20 protein-coding genes are annotated in these 23458 nt (G+C 66.0%); 8 read left to right on the forward strand and 12 right to left on the reverse strand.

Going from position 1 to position 23458, the window contains the following annotated elements; all coding sequences use genetic code 11:
• The first annotated feature begins 206 nt into the window (after window positions 1-206).
• From WEB52_11790 to WEB52_11800, 3 genes are all read left to right on the forward strand, one after another.
• The gene (locus tag WEB52_11790; GenBank protein ID MEX2227117.1) at window positions 207-800 is read left to right on the forward strand and encodes a sigma-70 family RNA polymerase sigma factor; all 594 of its coding nucleotides are present in this window, start codon (window positions 207-209) and stop codon (window positions 798-800) included.
• Window positions 797-2038: a hypothetical protein gene (locus tag WEB52_11795; GenBank protein MEX2227118.1), complete on the forward strand. Its 1242-nt coding sequence runs from the start codon at window positions 797-799 to the stop codon at window positions 2036-2038. Before WEB52_11790 ends, WEB52_11795 begins: the two co-directional genes overlap by 4 nt.
• Window positions 2039-2146: 108 nt before the next feature.
• Entirely contained in the window at window positions 2147-3190 is a 1044-nt protein-coding gene (locus WEB52_11800) for an MFS transporter (protein ID MEX2227119.1), read from the forward strand.
• Window positions 3191-3194: 4 nt separating this feature from the next.
• Here the strand turns inward: WEB52_11800 and WEB52_11805 are convergent, their stop codons facing one another.
• The 5 genes from WEB52_11805 to WEB52_11825 all read right to left on the reverse strand — a co-directional run bounded on the left by WEB52_11805 (window position 3195) and on the right by WEB52_11825 (window position 9327).
• A complete protein-coding gene (locus tag WEB52_11805) occupies window positions 3195-4379 on the reverse strand; it encodes a CaiB/BaiF CoA-transferase family protein (GenBank protein MEX2227120.1) in 1185 nt (394 codons plus the stop codon).
• Between the two features lie 68 nt (window positions 4380-4447).
• Window positions 4448-5797 (reverse strand): magnesium transporter, encoded by a 1350-nt coding sequence (gene mgtE, locus WEB52_11810; protein ID MEX2227121.1) that lies wholly within the window; start codon window positions 5795-5797, stop codon window positions 4448-4450.
• 104 nt (window positions 5798-5901) lie between these two features.
• Window positions 5902-6666 carry an alpha/beta fold hydrolase gene (locus tag WEB52_11815; protein MEX2227122.1) on the reverse strand — a complete coding sequence of 255 codons (765 nt, stop codon included), beginning with the start codon at window positions 6664-6666 and terminating at the stop codon, window positions 5902-5904.
• An 11-nt stretch (window positions 6667-6677) separates the two neighbouring features.
• Window positions 6678-7928, reverse strand: coding sequence for an argininosuccinate synthase (locus WEB52_11820; GenBank protein ID MEX2227123.1), 1251 nt, complete (start codon window positions 7926-7928; stop codon window positions 6678-6680).
• Between the two features lie 109 nt (window positions 7929-8037).
• Window positions 8038-9327, reverse strand: a complete 1290-nt coding sequence (locus WEB52_11825; GenBank protein MEX2227124.1) for a DUF1015 domain-containing protein — start codon at window positions 9325-9327, stop codon at window positions 8038-8040.
• Window positions 9328-9554: 227 nt separating this feature from the next.
• Here WEB52_11825 and WEB52_11830 point away from each other — a divergent pair, with 227 nt between their 5' ends.
• Entirely contained in the window at window positions 9555-9881 is a 327-nt protein-coding gene (locus WEB52_11830; GenBank protein ID MEX2227125.1) for an HIT domain-containing protein, read from the forward strand.
• Window positions 9882-9890: 9 nt separating this feature from the next.
• Here the strand turns inward: WEB52_11830 and WEB52_11835 are convergent, their stop codons facing one another.
• From WEB52_11835 to WEB52_11845, 3 genes are all read right to left on the reverse strand, one after another.
• Window positions 9891-10166, reverse strand: coding sequence for a hypothetical protein (locus WEB52_11835; GenBank protein MEX2227126.1), 276 nt, complete (start codon window positions 10164-10166; stop codon window positions 9891-9893).
• 5 nt (window positions 10167-10171) lie between these two features.
• On the reverse strand, window positions 10172-10909 hold the full coding sequence (gene rph, locus WEB52_11840; protein ID MEX2227127.1) for a ribonuclease PH: 738 nt from the start codon (window positions 10907-10909) through the stop codon (window positions 10172-10174).
• Window positions 10910-11044: 135 nt separating this feature from the next.
• Window positions 11045-11731, reverse strand: a complete 687-nt coding sequence (locus tag WEB52_11845; GenBank protein MEX2227128.1) for a hypothetical protein — start codon at window positions 11729-11731, stop codon at window positions 11045-11047.
• A gap of 140 nt (window positions 11732-11871) precedes the next feature.
• On the opposite strand from WEB52_11845, the gene WEB52_11850 reads away from it, so the two are divergent.
• Complete coding sequence (locus tag WEB52_11850) at window positions 11872-12303, forward strand: hypothetical protein (GenBank protein ID MEX2227129.1); 432 nt, start codon at window positions 11872-11874, stop codon at window positions 12301-12303.
• Window positions 12304-12347: 44 nt separating this feature from the next.
• Here WEB52_11850 and WEB52_11855 read toward each other — a convergent pair whose 3' ends face one another.
• The gene (locus WEB52_11855) at window positions 12348-14051 is read right to left on the reverse strand and encodes a S8 family serine peptidase (protein ID MEX2227130.1); all 1704 of its coding nucleotides are present in this window, start codon (window positions 14049-14051) and stop codon (window positions 12348-12350) included.
• Between the two features lie 114 nt (window positions 14052-14165).
• Between WEB52_11855 and WEB52_11860 the strand changes: the two genes are divergently transcribed.
• Window positions 14166-14957: a hypothetical protein gene (locus WEB52_11860; GenBank protein ID MEX2227131.1), complete on the forward strand. Its 792-nt coding sequence runs from the start codon at window positions 14166-14168 to the stop codon at window positions 14955-14957.
• 35 nt (window positions 14958-14992) lie between these two features.
• Here WEB52_11860 and lepA read toward each other — a convergent pair whose 3' ends face one another.
• Window positions 14993-16828: a translation elongation factor 4 gene (gene lepA / locus WEB52_11865; GenBank protein ID MEX2227132.1), complete on the reverse strand. Its 1836-nt coding sequence runs from the start codon at window positions 16826-16828 to the stop codon at window positions 14993-14995.
• Between the two features lie 130 nt (window positions 16829-16958).
• On the opposite strand from lepA, the gene WEB52_11870 reads away from it, so the two are divergent.
• Window positions 16959-19343: a DNA internalization-related competence protein ComEC/Rec2 gene (locus WEB52_11870; protein MEX2227133.1), complete on the forward strand. Its 2385-nt coding sequence runs from the start codon at window positions 16959-16961 to the stop codon at window positions 19341-19343.
• A 582-nt stretch (window positions 19344-19925) separates the two neighbouring features.
• On the opposite strand, the gene WEB52_11875 is transcribed toward WEB52_11870, so the two are convergent.
• Window positions 19926-20690 (reverse strand): ABC transporter permease, encoded by a 765-nt coding sequence (locus WEB52_11875; GenBank protein ID MEX2227134.1) that lies wholly within the window; start codon window positions 20688-20690, stop codon window positions 19926-19928.
• A complete protein-coding gene (locus WEB52_11880; protein MEX2227135.1) occupies window positions 20687-21670 on the reverse strand; it encodes an ATP-binding cassette domain-containing protein in 984 nt (327 codons plus the stop codon). Before WEB52_11880 ends, WEB52_11875 begins: the two co-directional genes overlap by 4 nt.
• 264 nt (window positions 21671-21934) lie before the next feature.
• Here WEB52_11880 and nusA point away from each other — a divergent pair, with 264 nt between their 5' ends.
• Window positions 21935-23458, forward strand: a complete 1524-nt coding sequence (gene nusA, locus WEB52_11885) for a transcription termination factor NusA (GenBank protein MEX2227136.1) — start codon at window positions 21935-21937, stop codon at window positions 23456-23458.

A 23458-nucleotide genomic window follows, 5' to 3' on the forward strand; every position in this document is an offset into this window, starting at 1 on the left:
TTCTCGAAACCGGGTCCCGACAAGGGACCCGATTTCGTGCTGTCCGTTCAGCGTGCCCGCAGGCTAAGATGGCGCCTGTCAATTCGACGCGGGCGATCAGGCGGGCCATCCGTATTGCCGACACTTATGAGAGGGCATGTCGCCCTCTCTCACGGTTCAGATCGAATCTAGGGCGTATCCTTTTGCACTTCCGAACAGATAAGCCAATGGAGCAGATACAGACGGGCGTACATGACAGCCCGGATGTGCTCGCGAGCGCTGGAGAAGAAGAGCTTGTCGATGCGGCGCGTTCGCTGCGCGAAGATGCATGGGCCGAGATTTACCGGCGCCACGCCGAGCAGGTGTACTCGTACATCTTCTTCCGCTTGGGTGACCAGCACGCTGCCGAAGACCTCAGCGCGGATGTCTTCGTCAAGGCCATCAGCGGGATCAAGGGTTATACATACCGGGGGACGCCGCTTCTCGCCTGGCTGTACCGTATCGCGCACAACGTCACGGCCGACTACCGCAAGTCCGCAACGCGGAGGATGCAGCATCACTCCGCCGATCTCGCGGAAAACATCGAAGAGCGCGAAGACGCGATCAGCCTTCTGCACGAGCGTAGCGACATGTTGAGCGCGATTCGGGGGCTCACAGAGGACCAGCAGCAGGTGATCATCCTGCGTTTCTACCAGGGGATGAGCAACGCCGACGTGGGACGCGTCATGGCCAGGCCGGAAGGCGCCGTGAAGGCGCTCCAGTCACGCGCGCTTCGGTCGCTGCGGCGGATCCTCGACGAAGATGCGAGGCATACAGCATGACCAGGGTCGAGAGCTTCGACGACGTGCTTGACGCCACCATCGACGAGGTGCGCGGCGGCCGCCCGCTAGCCGAGGTGCTCGCCGCGCACCCGGGCCACGCGCAGGCGCTCCGCCCGTTGCTCGAAGTCGCATTGCGGGCCGGCGACACCGCCCGTGGTGCGGGAAGCATGCCCGTCGCACTTGCCGACAACTTTACGATCGTCCGCGCTGCACTGGAGCGCGAACGCATGGCGCAACCGGCACAGCCGCGCCCGCGCGCCGATCAAGGCTCGTCGTGGTGGCAACGCCGCTGGAGCATCGCGTCGTTGTCGGTCCCTGCCGGCGTACTCGCCTTCGCGCTGTTTGCGGCTGCGGGCGGCGCCGCCGCGGCGACCGTCGCCGCGACCAAGAGCGGCGTCGTGACCGGTGTAGCGGCGGCAGTGACTCCCGACTGGGCTGAAGGCGCCGTCCGATCAGCGCTGCGGAATGATGTCGGCAGCGATGGCGGTAAGCAGCCAGGTGCCGGCGGCATCCAACCGACGGCCGTCAGTGCCGGGGCAACGCCCGGAGAGACGGCATCGGTGCCCGGCGACACAACGAAGGCGTCGATCACGCTGAGCGGTGTCATCGCCGACGTGAAGGGCAGCACGTTCACGCTGTCGTCGGGTGACGACCAGTGGAAAGTGCAACACGACGCGAACACGGAGATCTCCGGCGCGATCACGGAAGGCGCAACGGCGACCGTCACCGGCGTGCAAACCGGCATTCAGACGCTGCACGCGGATGAGATCGTCACTGACGCGGCGCCCATCGACGCGCCAGCACCTCATCCGGGCCGAACAGGCGATGGTAACGGCAACGCCGGCAACAACGCCGAGGATGGAGCCCCGGACGACCCGCCGGGAGGTGGTAACTCCGGCAACGGCACCGTTCCCGACGGCAATAGCCCCGGCGGTAACGGCAATGGTCCGGGCGACAGTTCCGGCGGAAACAACAACGGGAACGGCAACGGCCCCGGCGGGGGCAATCCGCACAGCCAGGAGACGCCCGAAGACGCCATCCAGAGTGCCGTCGGCGGCACGGGTCCACCCGGACACGCCAACGGTTCGTCTGGTGCGACCCGGGCGGCAGCGGGAAGCGGTAACGCCGACGGGAGCAGCAACAAGAGCAACAGCAACGGTGGGGGACCGAAGGAGCCCCTGATCGCGGCTCCTGTGCCATTTCCTGGCCCTGCAGCTATTGCCTTAACCTCTCCTTAACCTATCTCGCATCCCCATCGCGGATGATGCGGAAGTGCATTACATAACTGTTGCGCTCGTCCCCTCACGACAAGATCCCCTGACCGGAGCAGCGCGTTGATCCGGTCGGTGCCTCGCGGGGCGGGGTACCGCGCGCTTCTCTCGTTCCGCTCGTATCGTCTGTACTTCGCCTCCAGCACGCTGGGCGCTTTCGCGTCTGCGGTGCAATTCCTGGCGCAAGGCTGGTTGATGGTCGAGATCGGCCCCGCGGCGTGGACGCTGACGGTGTTCCTGGTCGTCCGCATTGGAGTGAAGTCCCTCTTAGCGGTGCCGGCCGGACTGCTCGCTGACCGGATACCCCGCTCGACGCTCTACGCCTGGATGCGCGTGGCATCGGGCGTTGCGTCGATCGTAACAGCGCTCGCGCTCGTTTCGCCGGCACCGCTGGCCGTAGCCATAGCGGGCGCCGTGATCGCCGCCGCCGCGCACGCGATCGATCTTCCCGCGCACCGCGCGCTCATGGGCCAGGTCCAACCGGACGAATACCTGGAGCGAGGGCTGGCATTCGGCACGGGCGGCTTCCACATCGCATCCCTGCTCGCGCCGATCGCCGCATTGCCGCTCGCCGCCGCGTTCGGCGCACCGTTGCCGCTGGTGTTGTCGGGCGCGATGTTCGCGGCCTCCGCGGTCCCCGCATTCCTGATTCCGCCCACCCGTTGCGCACGCGATTCCTCCCGCGCGACGCACGACGTGTCGGCCGCGCTCCGCTTCCTCGCGCAGACTCCGATCGTCGTAGCGCTGTCACTGGCGATCACGTTGCCCTCGGTCATCGACAAGGCAGTGGTGGTCATGTTGCCGTCGCACTCCGGCGACCAGCACGCACAGACGATGGGCTTCGTGCTTGCCGCGCCGGAGCTGGGCGCAATCGCGATCGGATTCCTGCTTGCAGCCGTACGATGGCAATTCGCGCCGTGGATCACGCTGGTGAGCGCCGCTGCCTACGCGACGGGCATCGCGACGGCGTCATTCGCGGGCGTAGCGGTGGGGATTGAAGCAATAGCGGTGGCGCTGTTCTTAGCCGGCTGCGCCAAGACGACGCTGATCACCAGCGCGCTCGCGGGCCTGCAGCGGCACGTGCCGGACCACATGCGCGGCCGCATCATGACGATCTAGCGGGTTAGCCGATGACTCCGCGCTCGCGCAGCTTCGCCGTCGTCGCCTCGTCGTAGCCGATCGACTGCAAGACGGCGTCCGTATGCTGCCCGGGCAGAGGCGCAGTCGATCGGACCTTGCCGGGCGTCTCCGAGAGCTTCGTGCCGATGCCGAGTTGCTTCACCTTGCCCAGCGTCGGGTGGTCTACCTCGACGACCATCTCCCGGGCGAGGTTGTGCGGATCGTTCAGCGCCTCTTCCAGCGAATACACCGGGCCGGCGCAGATGTCCGTCTGCTTCAGCACTTCGAACCATTCGTCTCGCGTCTTCGACTTGAACTGCGACCGAAAATGCTCCGAGATCTCCTCGCGCTTCGATGCGTCCCACTGGTGCGGGATGAAGTCCTCGCGCCCCATCGTCTTGCACAGGTTCACGAAGAAATGCGGCTCCAGGCTGCCGATGCTGATCCAACCACCATCCGCGCATTCGTATACGTTGTAGTGGGGCACGGAGCCGTTGAGGATCGTGGCGCCGCGCGCCGGCGAAGCGCCGCCGGCAAGCACGCCCCCCGTGAGACTCGCGAGCAGATACATCACGCCGTCCGACATGGCGATATCGACGTGTTGCCCCTTGCCCGTGCGCTCGCGCGCCAGGAGCGCCGTGAGAATGCCGAAGGCGGCGTGCAGCCCGCCGCCCGCGAAATCGGCGATGATGTTCATCGGGATCGCGGGCGGCGTGTCGGGCCAGCCGACCATGCCGAGTGCGCCGCCGATCGAGATGTAGTTAATGTCGTGCCCGACGAGTTGGCTGTACGGTCCCGTCTGTCCGAACCCGGACAGCGAGCAGTAGACGATCCGCTCGTTGCGCTGCCGCAGCGTCTCGTAGTCGACGCCCAGGCGTTTCACGACGCCCGGCCGGAATCCCTCGAGCACCACATCGGCGTCCGCGGCAAGCTTGTAGAAGATCTCGCGGGCGTCGTCTTCGCGCAGGTTGAGGACGATGCTCCGCTTGTTGCGCGATAGCGTGTTGTACGCGGCGGCCTTCTCGGCGTCCTGGTTGCGGCCACCGCCGATCGCAGGCGCCAGCTTACCGCCGGCGGGCGCCTCGATGAGCAACACGTCCGCACCCATGTCGCCGAGCAGCATCGAGCAAAACGGGCCGGGGGCTAGCCGTGAAAGGTCCAGGACCTTGATTCCTTCCAGGGGAAGCATGCACCTGCCTTTCCGTGATCGCGTGTTCGCGGGAAGCGTGTCCGAGGGGCGCGACTGCGTCAAGGGGACTACGTGAGGCGCTCGAGCATGATCGTCGCGAGGCCCAGGAAGATCAGGAACCCCATGATATCCGTGATCATCGTGTCGAAGACGCCGGCCGCGGTCGCCGGGTCAAGCTTCAGGCCGTAGCGCAGCGTCATGGGGATCAGCACGCCCGTCACGCTCGCCACGATCATGTTCAGAAACATGGCTGATGCCACGATGAGCGCGAAGGTGCCATTCTGCTGCCAGGCGAACGCGATCGCCCCGATGACCGTGCCGAAGATCATCCCCTTGACGATGCCAAGCTGCACTTCCTTGAACAGCACCCGCACCATATCGCTGATGGTGATCTCCTCTAGCGCCAGCGCGCGCACGATGATCGTCGAGGTCTGCACGCCCGCGTTACCGCCCTGCCCGGCGATCACCGGCATGAACACCGCCAGCGCAGCGACCTCCGCGATCGTGTGCTCGAACCGGCTGACGACGAACGCGGCGACTAGCGCCACCATGCCGTTCACCGCAAGCCAGGGCAATCGCCGCTGCAACGATTCGCTGAGCGGGCTCAATGCCCGCGCCTTCACGCCGATGCCCGCGAGCTTGTAGATGTCCTCGGTCGCTTCTTCCTCCACGACGTCCAACACGTCATCGACGGTGATCACGCCGACGAGGCGGTTCTCCTCATCGACCACCGGCAGCGCCACCAGGTCATAGCGCTGCACGAGCCGCGCCATCTGCTCCTGGTCCATGTCGTCCCGTACAGAGACGACGTCCGGCGACATGATCTGGCCGAGCTGTGCGTCAGGGTTGGCGATGATCAGGTCGCGGAGACTGACGATCCCTTCGAGTTTCCCGTCGCTGTCCACGACGTACAGGTAGTAGGCCGAATCGGCGTCCGGTCGCACGCGGCGCATGTACTGGATGGCACGCTCAGCCGTCCAGCCGCCGTGGAGCGAGACGAACGCGCGCGTCATGTGTCCGCCGGCCGTCTCGTCCGAGTGACCGAGGAGCGGCGCTATCGCGGCGGCCCGCCGCATCGAGCGCAGCGTCTCTTCAGCGCGCTCCCCCGGCATCTGATGCAGGATGTCGACGGCGATGTCGTCGTCGACCTCATCGAGCACCGCCGCGAGTTGCTGTGACTCGAATGCCTCGATGATCTCCTTGCTTGCCGACTCGGGCAGATACTCGACGATGCGAGCGAGCGTGCCGCGCGGAATCACCGCGATGATCTGCTCGCGCTCCTCCCTATCGAGATGCGCGATGGCATCGGCGGCGTCGGCGGGGTGCGCGGCCGCCAGCCGCTCCGCGGCCTCACCCATCCGGCCGGATTGGACGAGTTCGCGGATTTCGGGAGGGGCGAGGATTGCTTCCTCTTCCATGCTCTTACTTCCACTGGTGACGCCGCACATCGCGCGCAGCAAGGCACGCGCCGCGGCCTCGCCGCAATGTAGGCGGGCGCTATCGACAGGTCAACGAGCGTCCGTCAGTTGGAAACGAGGAAGTCGATGATACGCCGCTCGAGGTCCTTGCCGTGCGGGCCCGCGAAGATCGCTGTGCCGTGCGCATCTCCCTCGTAGATGTGCTGTTGCTTTGGCTCACGCGCCAGTTCCCAGAAGGTCTCTTGGGTGCGCGCTTGCGGGACGTCGTCCTCGCTTGTGATGAACAGTTTCGGGGCGGTGATATCCTCCACGGTCATCTCAGCGTCGATCGGCGGGAACTGGCCCGGCGCCGAGATCGAGACCACTCCCGCCACGGGCACGCGTGCGCCGACCACCAGCGATGCGGTACCGCCCATGCTCGACCCGACGAAAAACACCTTGTCGATGTCAAGTTGATCCCGCATGTAGTCGTACGCCGCCCGCAGGTCTGTGTCGATGCGGTCGAACTGCTTGTCGCCGGTCGATTCGCCGAAGCCGCGAAAGTCGAACGTCATGACGGTGTAATCGCCCGTGTCAGCGAGTCGCTGCGCGAATGGATACCACGCCGTCTGTTCATCGAGGCGCATGTGCGAGAGAATGACGCCGACATCGCCCGAGCCGAAGACGCGCCCCTCGAGCACAAGCGGATCCTCGGGCTCATCGGTGGTCGGCGTCGTGCTCGCAGGTGCGGTGATCGTGATCTCGCGTGCCTCGGCCTCCGCAGTAGCGACGACTTCCGGCGAAGGCTCGCTCGTCACGGAATCGCCGCATGCGCCGAATGTCGCCGCGAGTGAGAACAGGAGTGCCAGCAAGAAGAGACGGGATTGCATGAAGACGAGCATCAGGTGCCGGGTTGCTGTTCCGGTCCCGTCCCAAGCTGAAACGGCTCGCTTCCTTCCGCCAGGAGCTGCGCGCGTGCTTGCTGTGATACCGGCAGCCCCCAGATCTTGATGAACCCGACTGCGCTTCCCTGATCGTACTGGTCGCCCCGGTCGTACGTCGCGAGGGCGTAGCTGTACAGGCTGCGCGGCGACTTCTTGCCCACGGCGACGGCTTGCCCCTTGAACAGCCGCATCCTGATCGCACCGGTGACGTGGCGTTGCGTGCTCTGGACGTACGCGGCCAAATCCTGGTGGTGCGCGGTGAACCACAGCCCGTTGTAGATCAGGTCCGCATACTCCTGCCGCAGGGATTGCTTGACGCGCAGCTGGTGTTTTGAGAGCGTGAGCTGTTCCAGCGCCTCGTGCGCGTTGTGCAGCGTCCACGCCGCCGGCGCCTCATACACCTCGCGCGACTTGATGCCGATGAGGCGGTCTTCCACCATGTCGGTTCGCCCGACGCCATGTTCCCCTGCGCAACTATTGAGCGTCTGCACGAGCGTCACTCCGTCCATCTCCTGCCCGTCGAGGCTCACCGGCCTGCCGTGTGCAAAGCCGATCTCCACCTCACGTGGCGTATCGGGTGAGACCGCCGGTGACCGCGTCCACGTGTAAACATCCTCTGGTGGCGCCGTCCACGGATCTTCGAGGACGCCCGCTTCGATACTGCGTCCCCAGAGGTTTTCGTCGGTGCTGTAGGAGCTTTGTTTCGTCACGGGGACCGGTACGTCGCGTGCCGCCGCCCACTCGATCTGCTCTTCGCGGCTCATGCGGTGTTCGCGCACCGGCGCGATGATCTCGAGATCAGGCGCCAGCGACTGGGTGGCAACGTCGAAGCGCACCTGGTCGTTGCCCTTGCCGGTGCAGCCGTGCGCGATCGCCTGCGCGCCCTCTTCGCGCGCCACATCGACGAGCATCTTGGCGATCAGCGGCCGGCCGATCGCGGTCGCGAGCAGGTACTGCCCTTCATAGACGGCGCCCGCCATCAGCGCCGGAAACGCAAAGTAGTCGATGAATGGCTGCTTGCCGTCGCGCACCAGCGCCTTGGCGGCGCCGATCTTCAACGCGCGCGCCTCCACGGTCCGCAGATCCTTCTCGTTGCCGAGGTCGATCGTCAGGGCGATAACGTCGAACCCGCGCTCTTCTTGCAGCCACCGGATCGCGACGGACGTGTCCAGCCCGCCCGAATAGGCGAGCACGACGTTCTTGGCCATGTTGCGTCGCTCCTGTAGCGCCGGGACGGCGGCGGTGCATGCCCCAGCACGCGCCCGAGATGCGATCATTTGTACGGGAAAGCCCTGCACGGTGCAAACGAGCGAAGCGTCACGTCAAAGAGCTCACAACAAGTCCGGTCGGAAGCTTGGGATGGAAGTAGGTCGACTTCTGCGGCATGCGTCCGCCCGCATCGGCGACGGCCAACACCTGTTCGACGGGCGTTGCGTTGAGCAGGAACGCCAGTTGCGCTTCGCCAGCCGCTACGGACCGCAGCGCCTCGCGTTCGTCCTGCGTGTAGCTCACGGACGCGCCTGCCTTCAACCGTGCGTCGTCGATGCCGAATACGTCCTGCAGGATTCCGTATTGGAGCACGTTCACATCGAGCCGCTTCCATGCGTGCGGTTGGTCGCCCGGCATCATCGCCTCAATGGCGCCCCGGTCACGCAGGGTCAGCAGGTACGCGCCTTCCGGCAGCCCGGCGACGACGAACGCCGCGGTCTCCTGTTTCGCTTCCTCCAGCGACAGTATCAGCGTATCGGCGTCTGCGGTATCGACACGGTGCGTATCGAAACGCGCTGCGATGCGGGAAAGTGCATCATCGGGCAACGACGGCAGATGCACCAGACGGTGCGTCGGTAGCACGAGCAGGCCGGGGTCGCTGTGGCGCGTCAGGGCCATCAGCACGAAGTTCTCCGGTTCGTCGCCGGTCCACGGGGCGCTACGCCCGCGCACCTCGTCTCGATAGGCCAGCGCCGTCTCGTAGCGGTGGTGGCCATCCGCGATGTAGACGTCCGACTCCTCGATCAGCCGGGCGAAGTCCGCGATCGCGATCTCGTCGGTGACGCGGTCGATGAGATGACGTTCGCCGCCCCCGTCGATCGCGATCTCCGCATGTTCGGGATGCTCGAACCAGAGCCCGTCCGACTTCCTGGGGCGGAAGACGCTGTACACGGGGCTGACCTGCGCCTGCGTGGCGCGGATCAGGTTCATGCGGTCGGCCTTCGGGTGCGAGAGCGTGTGCTCGTGCGGCTTGACGACGCCAGCCTCCCACTCCTCCAGCCGCACGGCGCCGAAGTACGCGGTGCGCTCGTAGCGAGTGCTGTTCCACTCGAACCGCTGTCGGTACACATAGATCGCCGGCTCCGGATCGAGCGCGAGCACGCCCTTCGAGCGCCAGTCACGCAGCTCCGCGGCCGCGCGTGTGTACCTGTTCGCGGCCTCGCTGTCGCCGGACTGCTCGCGACCGTACTCGATGCGAATGATGTTGTGCGCATCGCGGTCGTAGAGTTCCGTCTGGAGCGCGGGCGAGATCACGTCGTACGGCGGGGCGATCGTGCGCGATGGATCGGCGACAGCCGGGTCGTAACGAAGGGCGCGGAAGGGTCGGACCTCAGCCATGTTGGAGTATAGGTACGCCCGGCGTGAGCCGCACAGTCATCGCACCGGAGCAGCGGGTAGGTCCGAGGCGAGCGAGGCGTCATCCTGAGCGAAGCGAAGGATCTCGTCGTGCAAACGCACCGCCCGCAAGATCTATTCCCGTCCGTGAACCATCTGTCTTCGTCGCAACCTCCGGCTCGTGTCCCTGATCTGGGATCAAGTTGCGAGCGGCCCTATCATGTCGCCGCATGTCGTACTGCGTCTTCTGCGAGATCATCGCCCGGCGAGAGCCTGCTCGTATCGTCCACGAGGATGATGACGTTGTCGTCTTCTGGAACGTCCTCAACTGGGTGCCCGTCATGCTGCTCGCCGTGCCGAAGCAACATATATTGCAGGGCGATCTCTGGTGCTCCGACATTTTTACGAAGGTCACGAAGGCCGCCGTCGAACAGGGCGAGAAGCACTGCCCGCGCGGCTTCCGCATCCTCAGCAATTTCGGTCCTGATGCGATGCAAAGCCAGCCGCACGGTCACGTCCACATCATCGGCGGGACGTTCCTCGGCGAATACGCGTAGACGGGTCTGTCAGTCGTTCGATCTGTCAGTCGGTCGGGTCGCCGGTGTTGGGCGTTGCCTGGCGGCTCTGACAGCGACTGCGGCGGACCCGAGCAGGCTCGTGATCGCCAGCGCCATCAGGATGATCCACACCCAGTCGGGGAGCAGCGGCTCATCGCAGCCGCAGCCGTGACGCAACCAGTCGATGCTCGCGTACAACAGCGACGCGCCCGCGATCGCGAGCACGAGCGCGCCGCCGAGCAGCGTCTTCGGGCCAGCGCCGCGCCGATCGCGATGATCCAGCATGACAGCTATAGCTCGAGGCCGATGCTGGTGAGCGCCGCCCGCTGGACGCCGTTCAACTCGCGGATGCCGCCCGCCGCCAGGTCGACGAGCCGGTCCATCATCGCGCGGTCGAACGGCTCGCCTTCCGCCGTGCCCTGCACCTCGACGAAGGCGCCGGCCTCCGTCATGACGACGTTGAAGTCGACTTCCGCCGACGAATCCTCGACGTAGTCGAGGTCCAGCACGGGCTCGACGCCTACAACCCCGACGCTGACCGCCGCGACGAGCCCGCTCATCGGGACTGCGGCGACGGTGCCGGCCTTCACGAGTTTGTCCAGCGCCTGCGCCAGCGCCACGCAGGATCCCGTGATGGCAGCCGTGCGCGTCCCGCCATCGGCCTTCAGCACGTCGCAGTCGACGATGAAGTTGCGCTCGCCAAGCAGGTCCAGCTTGGTCACGCTGCGCAGCGCCCGTCCGATGAGCCGCTGGATCTCCTGCGAGCGGCCGCTCTGGCGCCCACGTGCGGCTTCTCGCTCAGAGCGTGTGTTCGTCGAGCGCGGGAGCATGCCGTATTCGGCGGTGACCCAGCCGCTGCCGGTGCCGCGCAGAAATTGTGGCACCCGCTCCTCCATGCTGACGGTGCAAACGACCCACGTCTCGCCGAACTTCACCAGCGCCGACCCCTCGGCCTGCGGCATGAAGTTCGGTTCGATGCTCACGAGGCGGAGCTCGTCCTTGCGGCGGCCATCGTGTCGCGCGGTCACAGGCGTCCTTTCGTGCTCGAACGAGCGTAACCCTATCGCGGCCCTGCACGGCGCGGAAGCGCGGCTCGCCTATCGGCGGGGGCCTTGCCCACTTCCAGTCTGTGCCGTGTGGCGAATCTTCGACTCATCCAACTGTCATCGTCCGGCAGGTCGCCACTGCTCGGGGGGTGCGGCGTCGGCCGGCCAGATGCGAATCGCCACGCGCGTGATCTCTCGGTACGCATAGATGAAGAACGCGAGGAACAGCGGGAATCCCAGTGCGCGGCTCGCGACGACATATTGATTCTCCGTCAGCGCATCGAGCAGGAACAGCCGCCCGACGCCCGTCACGAGGTTCACACCGACGTTGATCAGCGTGAGCTTTACGAACACCGCGTGGTCGATCGGCATCACGGGCTTGATCGCCGGCACCATCTCCCGTGCGATTGCGCCGATCATCGGCCGGCCGATGAGCACCGAGCCCAGAAAGATCGCCGAGATCAGAAAGTCGTCGATCAAATTCTGCGCGACAAACGCCTTGCCGCTATCGAATACGAGGCCCACCACTGCCGATACGAACACGACCGTGAACGAGATGATCGTCAGCGCCCGGATGACGCCGTTACCGGGATAGCGCACGACCACGACGGCGGACACCAGGAACGACACGGCGATCGCGATCTGCGTCGAGGTGACCGAGTTCAGCACCAGGAACGCGACGGTAGGGAGGATGCCCACGAACACGTGAAAGTCCGGCCGCAGGTAGCCACGTCGCATCCGGTCTTCGGACATGTCGTCGAACTCGGGTTCGTTGGTCGCCGGGGCTTCGGGCTGCTCCGTCATCCGTAGATCATAGCGGCGCCACAGACGCCGCGGTGGGGCGTACGTAAGCTTCGGACCGACTCTGGGCTTCCGCATCGCGTCGATGCGCTTGATGCAGCCCCGGTATCGAGATTCCGCCTGGGCAAACTATGATCTACTCGATGGAGGACCTCGATCGTCACGCCAACGCACGGCGACTCGATCACCCGCGTCGCCACATCACCCGCAGCGATGCCCGCATCGCGTTTGCGCTTGAAATGCTGCCGTTGCCCGTATTTGGCGCCTTCTACGGTATGGCGCTCGCCGTCGGCGACGGCCCGGAGGCGGGATTCTTCGCCGCGATAGGATTGGTCAGCCTGATAGCGTCGGGCCTCGGCTGGAGCTATCTCGGCGAGTCGGTTACTGCCGCGAAGGTGTTCGTGGCGCGCCTGCTGTGCATCGTCGTTGCGACCGTCGCCGTCATCGGCACGTCGTTCACGCCGCTCGGCGTCATACTTGCCGGCGCCGGCTTCGTCATCGCGCTTACGACGCCGGCGCTCTCCGCGCTCATGCTGTCACTAAGGTGGTGGCCACGCACGAACGAGCCGGTGTGAGGTGGGTGTTGCTCGAATGTCCTGGACGCACCCGGAGCCGCGCGCTAGCAGCCGCCTGTGAACGGCTTGGCCGGCGCCCACATGTTCCAGCGGGCGGCCTGCGCCCAGGTCTGCGACGCGAAGGCCCAGTCGCGGAAGGTCGTGTTGTTGGCGCCCACGTCGGCGGCCTTCGCGAGGCCGACGTAGACCATGAGGACCGCGATGTTGTAGTCGACGCCGTCGTTGCCGCGCCACAGCGGCGCGGCGAGCGTGCGCCCCTGGGCGTCGCCCCTCGTGACGTCGGACCGTAGATACACGGTGCGGCCAGGCGTCAGGAAGATGTAGCGCAGGGCATCGAGCGCCCACTGGCCGCCGCACTGGCCGAGGTCGGGAGCGTCCATCTGGAGCATACGGACCTGGCGCCCGCCAGAGCAGGAGAACGAGTCGCCATCATGGACTTGCGCGATGACGCAGGCCTCGCCGGGAGGGCGGCCTTCGCGCACGGACGCGAGCGCAGCGAGCATGTTGATGCGGCCGGCCCCGGCCCAGTTCGGCGCGCTGCCGGGAATCAGCGGCGTCGCAGAGTTGCGGATGATGTCGGCGACCTGGAAGCCGTTAAGCCCGGGGTTCAGCGAGTAGATGAGCGCGGCGAGTCCGGAGACCTGCGGCGTCGAGAACGAAGTTCCGGCGCTGGATCCGTAGGGCTGGCCGCTCATGCAGGGGATGATGACGCCGCACTTGTTGGCGCCGATCGTCCCTACGATACCCTCGCCGACGGCGACGACGTCGATCTCAGGGCCGTAGCTCGAAAACGCCGCGCGACCATCGCCGCCGACGTTGGCCGCGCCGACCGCCAGCGCCTCCGGGAATGCGGCGGGGAACGCAACCCCGGGCCCGCCGCTGTTACCGGAAGCGGCGATCACGATCGCGCCATGTACGTTCATCGCCTCGATGATGGCGCCGCGCATGACCTCCGCCCGTTCGAAACCGCCCAGGCTGAGATTGATCACCTTGGCGCCGTTGCGTGCGGCGTACAGGATGCCGCGCGCTGCCGCGATGGAGTCCCCCGAGCCATAGCAGTCGAGCACCTTGACCGGCATGATGCGGACGCCGCGCGCTACGCCGATCATGCCCTGCCCATTGCCCGCGGCACCGATGACGCCTGCGACGAACGTCCCGTGGCCGATGTCATCGTGGACGAAACCGTTGGTGATGTTCTGGCAGCCCGGGCTGCCGTCGCTGACGAAGGCGCAGCCGTTGATGTCATCGACGCAGCCGTTGTTGTCGTCATCGCGGCCGTTGTTCGGCACCTCGCGCTGGTTGAGCCATATATTCGTCCGAAGGTCGGGATGCTGCACATCGACGCCGGTGTCGACGACCGCGACGATAACGCTCGGCTTCCCTTTTTCGATGTCCCAGGCAGCCGGCGCGCTCACGCGCTGCAGGTACGACGACTGCAGGCTGTAGAGAGGATCGGTCGGCTGGTCGGCGCTTATCACGCGCGAGACTCGTTCGGCGTAACGTATGCCGTCGATCGCGGCGAGCGTCTCAAGATCCCCGGCTGACGCCGCGACCTCGATGGCGTGGAGATCATCGAAGACGCGGGTGACTGTGAAGTGCGAGCGTTGAAGATTCTCCGTCGCCATCGTCGTTGACGTCGACGGCTCAAGGCCGAGGACGAATCTGACATCCGAGGCGGGCGCGGAAGGCTCAGTCACCAATATGGAGGCTGCTGCGACGGCGGCGAAGAGGGCTAGTCGAACGCTCATGCTACTTTTCGCTCGGAGACGCTTGAAACCTTCAAGGATGAGGCGTATGATACCGCAACCTCGCTAGCGATGCCCCGGCAAATCTCGACGGAGATTCAGCGATCTGGAGCGGACATGAACGTCCCCAAGAAGGTGCAAGGTCTCCGTTTAACTCGCGTCCTATTGCTCACGGTGGTCGTATCACTCGGCGTCGCCGCGATGGGCGCGCGCTGCATCGAAAAGGCATATGTGTATGTCGATGCTGACGGCTACACGCACATCACCGGCAGGATGGTGAACGACACCGACATCCAGGGCGCGCAGTTGATGTTGCGCGGGACGCTGTACGACGCGAACAACAACGTGATCGCGACGAAGGATGCGCCGCCGTGCCCGCCGGACCTGAAGCCGTACAGCGAGATCATCTTCGACATACGCTTCGACAACCCGGGCATACCGCCCCATGCGCGGTTCGACGTGCGGCTCGTCGCAGGCCGCGCGCTGCCGGCGCCCAAGGCCGATCCCAACATCGTGCTGTTTTCGAAGGAAGCGATCAGGTTCACGAACATTCCCTTCGTGCCCGGCATCCTTCCCTTTGACGAGGAAGACGTCTTGTTCGGATTTGAACTCAGAAACCGGACCAATAACTCGTACCCGGTCCAGGGGTGTTCGGCGGTCTTCGATAACCAGGGCAACATCATTCACGCTGAGAGCGTCGAACTGGTGCAGTTCGATGAGGACTTCAATATCTCGCCCGCGGTGTTGCGGCCACAACAGCTGACGTTCGTCACGATGATCGCCGATAACGTGCCGCGTGGACCGGTCCAGGTGCGGGCGTGGCTGTGGTTTGGCAACAAGGGTGAGCCGACATCAGATTGGCAGTACGTCGACACGGGCTATATCACGATTCAGACGATCAACTGGTAACTGACGACGCCGGTCGAGCCTGCCGCGCCCGCGCGCTACTTGTCGAGCCGCAGCACCGCCATGAACGCTTCCTGCGGGATCTCGACGTTGCCGACGCGTTTCATACGCTTCTTGCCTTCGGCCTGCTTCTCCAAGAGCTTGCGCTTGCGGGTCACGTCGCCGCCGTAGCACTTCGCTAGCACGTTCTTGCGCATCGCGCGGATCGTCTCGCGCGCGACGATGCGCCCGCCGATCGCCGCCTGCAGCGGCACATCGAACATTTGGCGCGGGATCAGCGACCGCAGCTTCTCGACGAGCACGCGCCCGGTCACCGCTGCGTTCTCGCGGTGCGTGATCAGCGAGAGCGCATCGACCGGCTGCCCGTTGACGAGAATGTCGAGCTTCACGAGCGCCGCTGCCCGGTACTCGGAGAAGCTGTAATCGAGGCTCGCGTAGCCCTGGGTGCCGGACTTTAGCTGATCGTAGAAATCGACCAGGATCTCCGACAACGGGATGCGGTACTCCAGGAGCACGCGCCCTTCGCCCTTCGTCGTGCCGTCGTCCTGCAACACGCCATGCTGCAGGTACTCCATGCGCTTGAACTCGCCGCGGTTGCCTGTCACAAGCTCCATCACGACGCCGATGTAGCGGTCCGGGCAGACGACCGAGATGTCCATCCACGGCTCGCGGATCTGTTCGATCTCCTGCGGCGGCGGCAACTCGGCCGGGTTATCGATGACGATCTCGTCGCCGCTGGTCTTGGTTACCTGGTATTCGACGCTCGGCGCCGTCGCGAGCAGCGCGAGGTCGTATTCGCGCTCGAGCCGTTCCTGCACGATCTCCATGTGCAGCAGGCCCAAAAAGCCGCAGCGGAACCCGAACCCCAGCGCCGTACTCGACTCCGGCTGGTACACGAGCGACGCGTCGCTGAGTTGCAGCTTGTCGAGCGCGTCGCGGAGCAGCGGGTACTCGTTGCCCTGCTGCGGATACAGCCCGGCGAAGACCATCGGTTTTGCGGGGCGGTAGCCCGGCAGCGGCGCCGATGCCGGCTTGCCGTCGTCGGTGATCGTGTCGCCGACGCGGCAGTCCTTGACGTTCTTCAGCCCGGTCGCGACGTAGCCGACCGCGCCGGCCGTCAACTCCTGCACCGGCGTCAGCGTCGGGCGGAAGACGCCGACCTCCAGCGCTTCGATGCTCATGTCGCGCACCATCAGCCGCAACTTGCGGCGCGTATCGGCGATGCCATCGACGATGCGGACGTAGGCGATGACGCCCTTGTAGGCGTCGTACTTGCTGTCGAAGATCAGCGCCCGCAGCGGCTTCGAAGCGTCGGCCTTCGGTTGCGGCACGCGCTCGACGACGGCCTCCAGGATCTCGTGTGTGCCCTGCCCCTCCTTGGCGGAAGCGAACATGATCTCGTCGCGCGAGAAGCCGAGCGAGTCGACTAACTCCTGCGCGACGCGTTCCGGCTCCGCGGCGGGGAGGTCGATCTTGTTGATGACGGGGATCAGCGTCAGGTCGGCCTCGAGCGCCAGGTAGACGTTCGCCAGCGTCTGCGCCTGGATGCCCTGCGCCGCATCGACGATGAGCAGCGCGCCCTCGCACGCTGCCAGCGCCCGCGACACCTCGTAGCCGAAGTCGACGTGGCCGGGCGTGTCGATAAGGTTCAATTCGTACTCGATGCCGTCCTTCGCGGAGAACGCCATGCGGACGGCCTTTGCCTTGATCGTGACGCCCTTCTCACGCTCGAGGTCCATCGCGTCGAGCACCTGCTCGGACATCTCGCGCTTCGAGATCGTGCCGGTCTGCTCGAGGAACCGGTCAGCGAGCGTCGATTTGCCATGGTCGATGTGGGCGATGATGCAGAAGTTGCGGATCCGCGATGCTTCCATGTGGGTACAGGGTAGCGGTTGGACGCGGGAAGCGAGACGCGGCGAGTGGGGCGGAAAACCGCGCCCCTAGACCACAGCGACGAAATCGGCCACGATCGCACCCCTCGACGTAACGGAAGGATCCGGACGGATGAAGCTTGCGTGGCTGGCTGCGGCATGGATCGCCGGTGTCGCCGCCTATGCCACCTTCGACACTGACGCGTGGCTGATTGCCGCCGCGCTGCTGCTCGCTACCGCCGCGATCGCCGTCGCGCAACGAGATGTGAGGCTCGCGATCTACGCGCTTGCGCTGCCGGCATTGTTCGCCGTCGCGATCGTGCGCGCTGACGCCGCCGAGCCGCGCCTCGCCGAGGACGCGGCGGCGCACTACAACGACGGCGTGGCGATGCGCTTCCGCGGCGTCCTGCGCGACGATCCCGAGACGCGCGACACCTCACAGCGCTTCGCGATCTCGATCAGGGAAGTGCAACTGCTGGGCGAGTGGCGCCCGGCGTCGGGCGGCGCGCTCGTCCGCGTCGGGCTGCTGCCGTCATACCGCGCCGGCGACGTGGTCCAACTCGAAGGCGCGCTCGAAGAGCCGCCCGCGCTCGACGGCTTCGACTACGCCGACTACCTGGCGCGACGCGGCATCCAGAGCGTGATGCAGTACCCGGAGGTGCGTCGCATCGGCCACGAAGGTCTGCCGTGGCATCGCGAGATTACCCTCGATGTTCGCCGCAAGCTTTCGCACGGGCTCCTACTGGCGCTGCCGGAGCCGCAAGCGTCGCTGGCGCAGGGCGTGCTGCTCGGCGAGCGCTCCGCCTTGCCGCCCGATCTGATCGAAGAACTGAACGTCACGAACACGTCGCACCTCGTCGTCGTGTCTGGCTCGAACGTTGTGCTGGTGGCGTCGTACGTCACGCTCGCGCTGGCGTGGATCGTCGGCCGCCGCCGTGCGATGTGGCTTTCGATCGCGGCGGTGCTGGCGTACGCGACGCTCGTCGGCCTGTCGCCGCCGGTCGCCCGCGCGACGATCATGGGGTTGCTGCTTGTCGTCGCGCAGCTCTCCGGTCGCCGCACCGACGGCTTTACGTCGATAGCGCTCGCCGCTGCGCTGATGACCGCGCACGACCCGACGGCAGTCCGCGACGTGTCGTTTCAACTCAGCTTCGCCGCCACGGCGGGCATCGCATCGCTCGCGTCGCCGTTGCGCCACCGGATCATCGCCGCGCTGGCGTGGCTTGCGCGCCGCGACGAACTGCCCCGGTGGACGGCGCCGCTGGTGGCCGAGCCGCTGGCCGTCACGATCGCGGCGATCGTCGCGACGACGCCGCTGCTGGCGCTGAACTTCGAACGCGTGTCGCTCGTCGCGGTGCCGGTGAACATGCTGATCGTGCCGGCGTTCCCGCTGATGCTCTGCTTCTCGGCGCTCGCGGCGGTCGGCGGCCTGATTCCGCACGCGCACCTCGCGCTCGCGACGCCGGCGTACCTGGCGTTGTCCTACTGGCTCGCCGTCGTCGGATGGTTCGCGGATCTGCCAGCCGCGGCCACGTCGATCCGCGGCTACTCAACGCCGATCGCCATAGGTACGTATGCGGCGCTGTTCGCCGCGATCGTCGCCGCCCGGCGCTGGCTGCGAATCACCGCCGTCGCGCGGCTCGAGGAGTCGCGGCCGTTCAGTCTGCGCGGCGTGCGTCCGCTTGCGGCCGTCGCCGTGCCCGCGTGCGTGCTCGTCGCGACGGTCGGCTTCATCGCGCGTCCCGGATCCCCGGACACGCTCTCGGTGACGGTGCTCGACGTCGGTCAGGGCGATGCGATCCTTATCGAGACGCCCGCAGGGCACGACATTCTCGTCGACGGCGGTCCGGGCGCCGCCGTCGTCCGCGCGCTGGGCGAAGAGTTGCCGTGGCATGACCGCTCGATCGACATCGTCGTCGTGACGCACGCGCAGGCGGACCACGCGACGGGGTTGCTCGACGTCTTCGACCGTTACGACGTCCGGCGCGTAATCACCGGCGCGGACGATCAAGACTCGCTCGTGGCGCGCGCGATCACCGACGCGATCCACGACGAACGCGCGATACACGACGTCGTGACGGGCGGCACGACGATCGATCTTGGCGACGGCGTGCTGCTCGAAGTGCTGTCACCTGCCGTTGATGGCGACACGAGCGGGAGCGCGAACGACAGGGCGCTGGTGCTACGCATCGCGTGGGGTGAGGTGAGCTTCCTGCTCGCGTCGGACATCGAGGCGGCGACGGAGCGCGGCCTCGTCGCGTCGGGCGCGCCGCTCGGCTCGACGGTGCTCAAAGTGGCGCATCACGGGAGCGCGACGTCGACCACACGCGAATTCCTCGACGCGGTGCGGCCGGCCGTCGCCGTGATCTCGGCGGGCGCGGACAATTCGTTCGGGCATCCGCACGCCGACGTCCTCGCGCGTCTCGACGATTACGCCGAGACGTACACGACCGCGACGGACGGCACCGTGCGGCTCCGCACGGATGGACGCCGGCTGTGGATCGAGACGGCACGATAGCGGACAGCCGTCGGTCGCTGGTCGTCGGGATCGGAAGGCGACCCGCATAACGTCATCCTGAGCGCACGCGAAGGATCCCCTCACGGCGACCCCGTCACCCCGCACACCACCGCGCCACATACCGTCATGCAGAGCGAAGCGAAGAATCTCTCGCGTGCCAGAGCCAGTCGCGCGCCCTGCCGCCATCACGTAGAGCGAAGGCGGGCAACAACGCAATAGCGCATCGCAACAGCCGAACACAGCCGCACGGACTGAATCCGCGCTCCATCAACCACCTCGCGCCGCCAATCGCTAGTGCCTCGAAACGCTCCGCGTTCGTCAATCGACAAGCGTAAGATCGCCCAATGTCTCTACGAGCTTCCGCAGCCATCCCCATCGTCGAGCCGGCGCGGCGGCCCGGCTGGGCACTCAATCAAAACGACTCAATCAAGATCAGCTTCAAACCAGCCCGTTTTGAAAAGCCAAAACAAAATCAATCAAGCTGTGCGTTCGGGTTCGGTCTCGCGGCCGGCTGGCGCCAGGCGCCCGGCACGTCAGAGATCCCGCGAATGTTTTCACGTGAAACATTTGTTCTGCCGGGGGTTACGCGACCCTGCTGCGCAGCCCGTAGAACACCAGCACCAACCAGAACGCGCCCGGCCCGAAGATCGATGCGAACGCCGCCGCTAGCGACTGCGGGTCCCAGCCCTCGAGCACCAGGTCGCGCTGCCCCTCGATGATGTAGGTCACCGGGTTGATCGTCGCGAGGAACTGCAGCCAATCGGCGAACACCTCCTTCGGCGCGAAGGCCGGCGAGAGGAACAACAGCGGGAAGAACAGCAGGAAGCTCATCTGCGCCGCCTGCGCGCTGCCCGTCTTCAGCGCGATCGCTACGCCGATGCACGAGTACGCGAGCCCGAAGAGCGCGCTCATCAGCAGGATCACCAGGATGCCCGCCGGACCGGACTCCATGCCGGAGCCTGTCACAAGACCGGCGACCAGGATGATCGTCGAGAGGACGGTCAGGCGTATCGCATCCGACGTCAGGCGGCCGAGTACGAGCGACAGGCGCGGCGCTGGCGTGAGCAGCAGCTTGTCGAAGTATCCGCGCTCGATGTCGGTGACCAGCGCCAGGCCGGAACTGCCGGCCGCGCCCGCGACGCCCTGCAAGATCGCGACGGGCAGTTGAAACGCCACGTAGTTGTCGACGCCGAAGCCGCGGCTCGCGACGTTGCCGATTGCACCCACCGTCACCGCGAAGAAGAAGATGGGAATGAACAGGTTCCCGAACTCCAGGACCGCCTGGCGGGAACTCTCACGCAGCGAGCGGCCTGTCAGCCAGTAGGTATCGATCATCAGCCGTCTCATCGGTGCCCTCCGGTTGCGGCTTGTGCGTCGCCGCCTTCGCTTGTCAGGTGGCGCCCCGTCGCGCGCAGGAATACGTCGTCCAGCGTCGGCCGCGCCAGCGTCACTTCGCGCGTCCGCACGCCGGCGTCGTTGAGGATCAGCACGATCCGTGGCAGAGCGGCGCTGCCGTCAGGGACGTAAACAACGAGCGAGTCCTCGACGACGCGCACATCCGCGACGCCTTCGATGCCGCGCACGGCGTGCTCTGCCCTGGCAAGCGCATCGACGTGTTCGAAGCGCACCGTCACGACGTCGGTGCCGATGCCGGCCTTTAGCTCGGCCGGCGATCCCTGTGCGACGATGCGCCCGGCGCTCATGATGGCGACGTCGTGCGCGAGACGGTCGGCTTCCTCCAGGTATTGCGTCGTGAGGAAGAACGTGACGCCTTCGCGCCTGTTTAGCTCACCCACGTATCGCCAGATCGCTTCGCGGCTGATCGGGTCGAGGCCCGTCGTCGGCTCGTCGAGAAAGACGATACGCGGGCGGTGGACGAGCGACGCGGCAAGGTCGAGGCGGCGCTTCATGCCGCCGGAATACGTCTTCACGCGGCGGTCCGCGGCCTCCTCGAGATCGACGACGCGCAGGAGGTGCCGGACCCGGTCGCTGACTTCGCGCGGCGGCACCTGATACAGCCGCGCCTGGAGTTGCAGCAACTCGCGTCCGGTCTGGACGTCGTCGAGGCCGGCCTCCTGCAACGCGGCGCCGATGCTCGTCCGTACGGCGTGCGCCTCGCGGACGACGTCATGGCCGGCGACCACCGCCCGCCCGGACGTCGGCCGCAGGAGCGTCGTGAGCATGCGGACGGTTGTCGTCTTGCCGGAGCCGTTGGCGCCGAGGAACGCAAAGATGGCGCCCTCATCGATCGAGAGGTCGATGCCGTCTACGGCGCGAATATCCGGGGGGAAGTGCTTGGTGAGCGACTCTGCGAGAATAGCGGGCAATTAGCACCTCCTGGTGACGATCGTATGCCAACGCGCGCCTGACCGCATCCACGGCCGCTTGCGAGTGTATGTGGTGCAGCCACGGGCACGATATTCCGCCGGGATGCGGAATTCGCAATTGCTGGTGGGGCGTGGGGCCGGGATTCTCCTGCTTGTCAGGTTCCCCCCAGATTCCCTATACTGGGGCAGAACTCTGAAACTAAACGTTCAGAAGTGGGCCGCCGCCCACTTTTTCGTTCGTTTGGTGACTACGACGGAGAGCCCATGAAGAACGAATTCATCACAGCCATCAGCGCGCTCGCGGCAGAAAAGAACCTGCCGCGGGACGTCGTGTTCGAAGCGGTCGAGGTCGCGCTTGCCTCTGCGTATAAAAAGGACAACCTGGCCCAGTCCAACGTCGTGGTGAAAATCAACGCCGAAGACGGGAGCATGAAGGTCTACACGCAGAAGTCCGTCGTCGACGAGATCGAAGACGAACACATCGAGATGACAGTCGACGAAGCGCGGCGGTTCAAGCCCGATGCGAACGTCGGCGACGTGTTGAGCTTCGAGGCGACGCCCGCAAACGCCGGCCGCATCGCCGCGCAGACGGCGAAGCAGGTGGTCTTGCAGCGACTGCGCGAGGCCGAGCGGGAGGTGGTGTTCGAGGAGTACTCGGGCAAGGAAGGCGACATCGTCTCGGGCGTTGTGCAGCGCATGGAGGGCCGCAACGTCATCGTCGACCTCGGCAAGACCGAAGCGGTGCTGCCGCCGCCAGAGCAGGTGCGCACGGAGCACTACCGGCCGCAGCAGCGCGTCAAGGTGCTCCTAGCAGAAGTGCACAAAGCGGCCAAGGGCCCGCAGGTCGTTGTTTCGCGGACGCACAAGGACTTGCTGCGGCGGCTCTTCGAGCTGGAAGTGCCGGAGATCTTCAAGGGCATCGTCGAAATCAAGTCGATCGCGCGCGAGGCGGGCTACCGCTCCAAGGTGGCGGTGTGGTCGCGCCAGGAAGGCGTCGATCCCGTCGGCGCCTGCGTCGGCATGCGCGGCATTCGCATCCAGAACGTCGTGAACGAGCTGAACGGCGAGCGCATCGACGTGGTGCAGTGGGATCCGGAGCCGTCGCGATTCGTGGCGAACGCGCTGAGCCCCGCGCAGGTCGTGAGCGTCGATACGCGCGAGGTCGAGAACACGGCGGAGGTCGTCGTGCCGGACCGGCAACTCTCGCTGGCGATCGGCAAGGAAGGCCAGAACGCGCGTCTGGCAGCAAAGCTCACGGGCTGGCGCATCGACATCAAGAGTCAGTCGGCGTACGAGCAGGAGCTGGCCGAAAAGGGTTTGACGCTCGAGCAGGTGCAAGCGGCACAACGCGAAGAGACGCTCCAGCGAGCGCGCGACGCCGCTGCAGTTGCCGAGGAACAGCGAGCCGCCGCCGTCGCGGCTGCGTCGACGCGGGCGCTGACGCCGGAAGAAGAGATCGCGCTGCAGTACGCGGAGCAACCGGAGCCGGTGCCCGCCGCCGCGGAAGTCGCCGAGGCGCTGCCGTCGCAAGAGCCCGCCCCTGCCGTCGCCGGCGGCCCTGCACGGCCGCAGATCCGCTTTGCGGAGGAGCTGGTGCGGCAGCCGTTGGAGGAATTGAAGCCGGCCGCCAAGAAGAAGGGTGCGGGCCCTCCCGGGCGGCGTCGCACCGACGAGGAAGAGGCTGCTCGCCTGGCGGCACAGCGTGCCAAGAAGAAGGGCGGTGCGCGCCGCATCCTGCCCGACGAGGAAGACGACGAGGAAGACGAGTACACGGACCTGATTCGGTAA

Source organism: Dehalococcoidia bacterium (genome assembly GCA_040902535.1).
Lineage (GTDB): Bacteria > Chloroflexota > Dehalococcoidia > DSTF01 > JACRBR01 > JBBDXD01.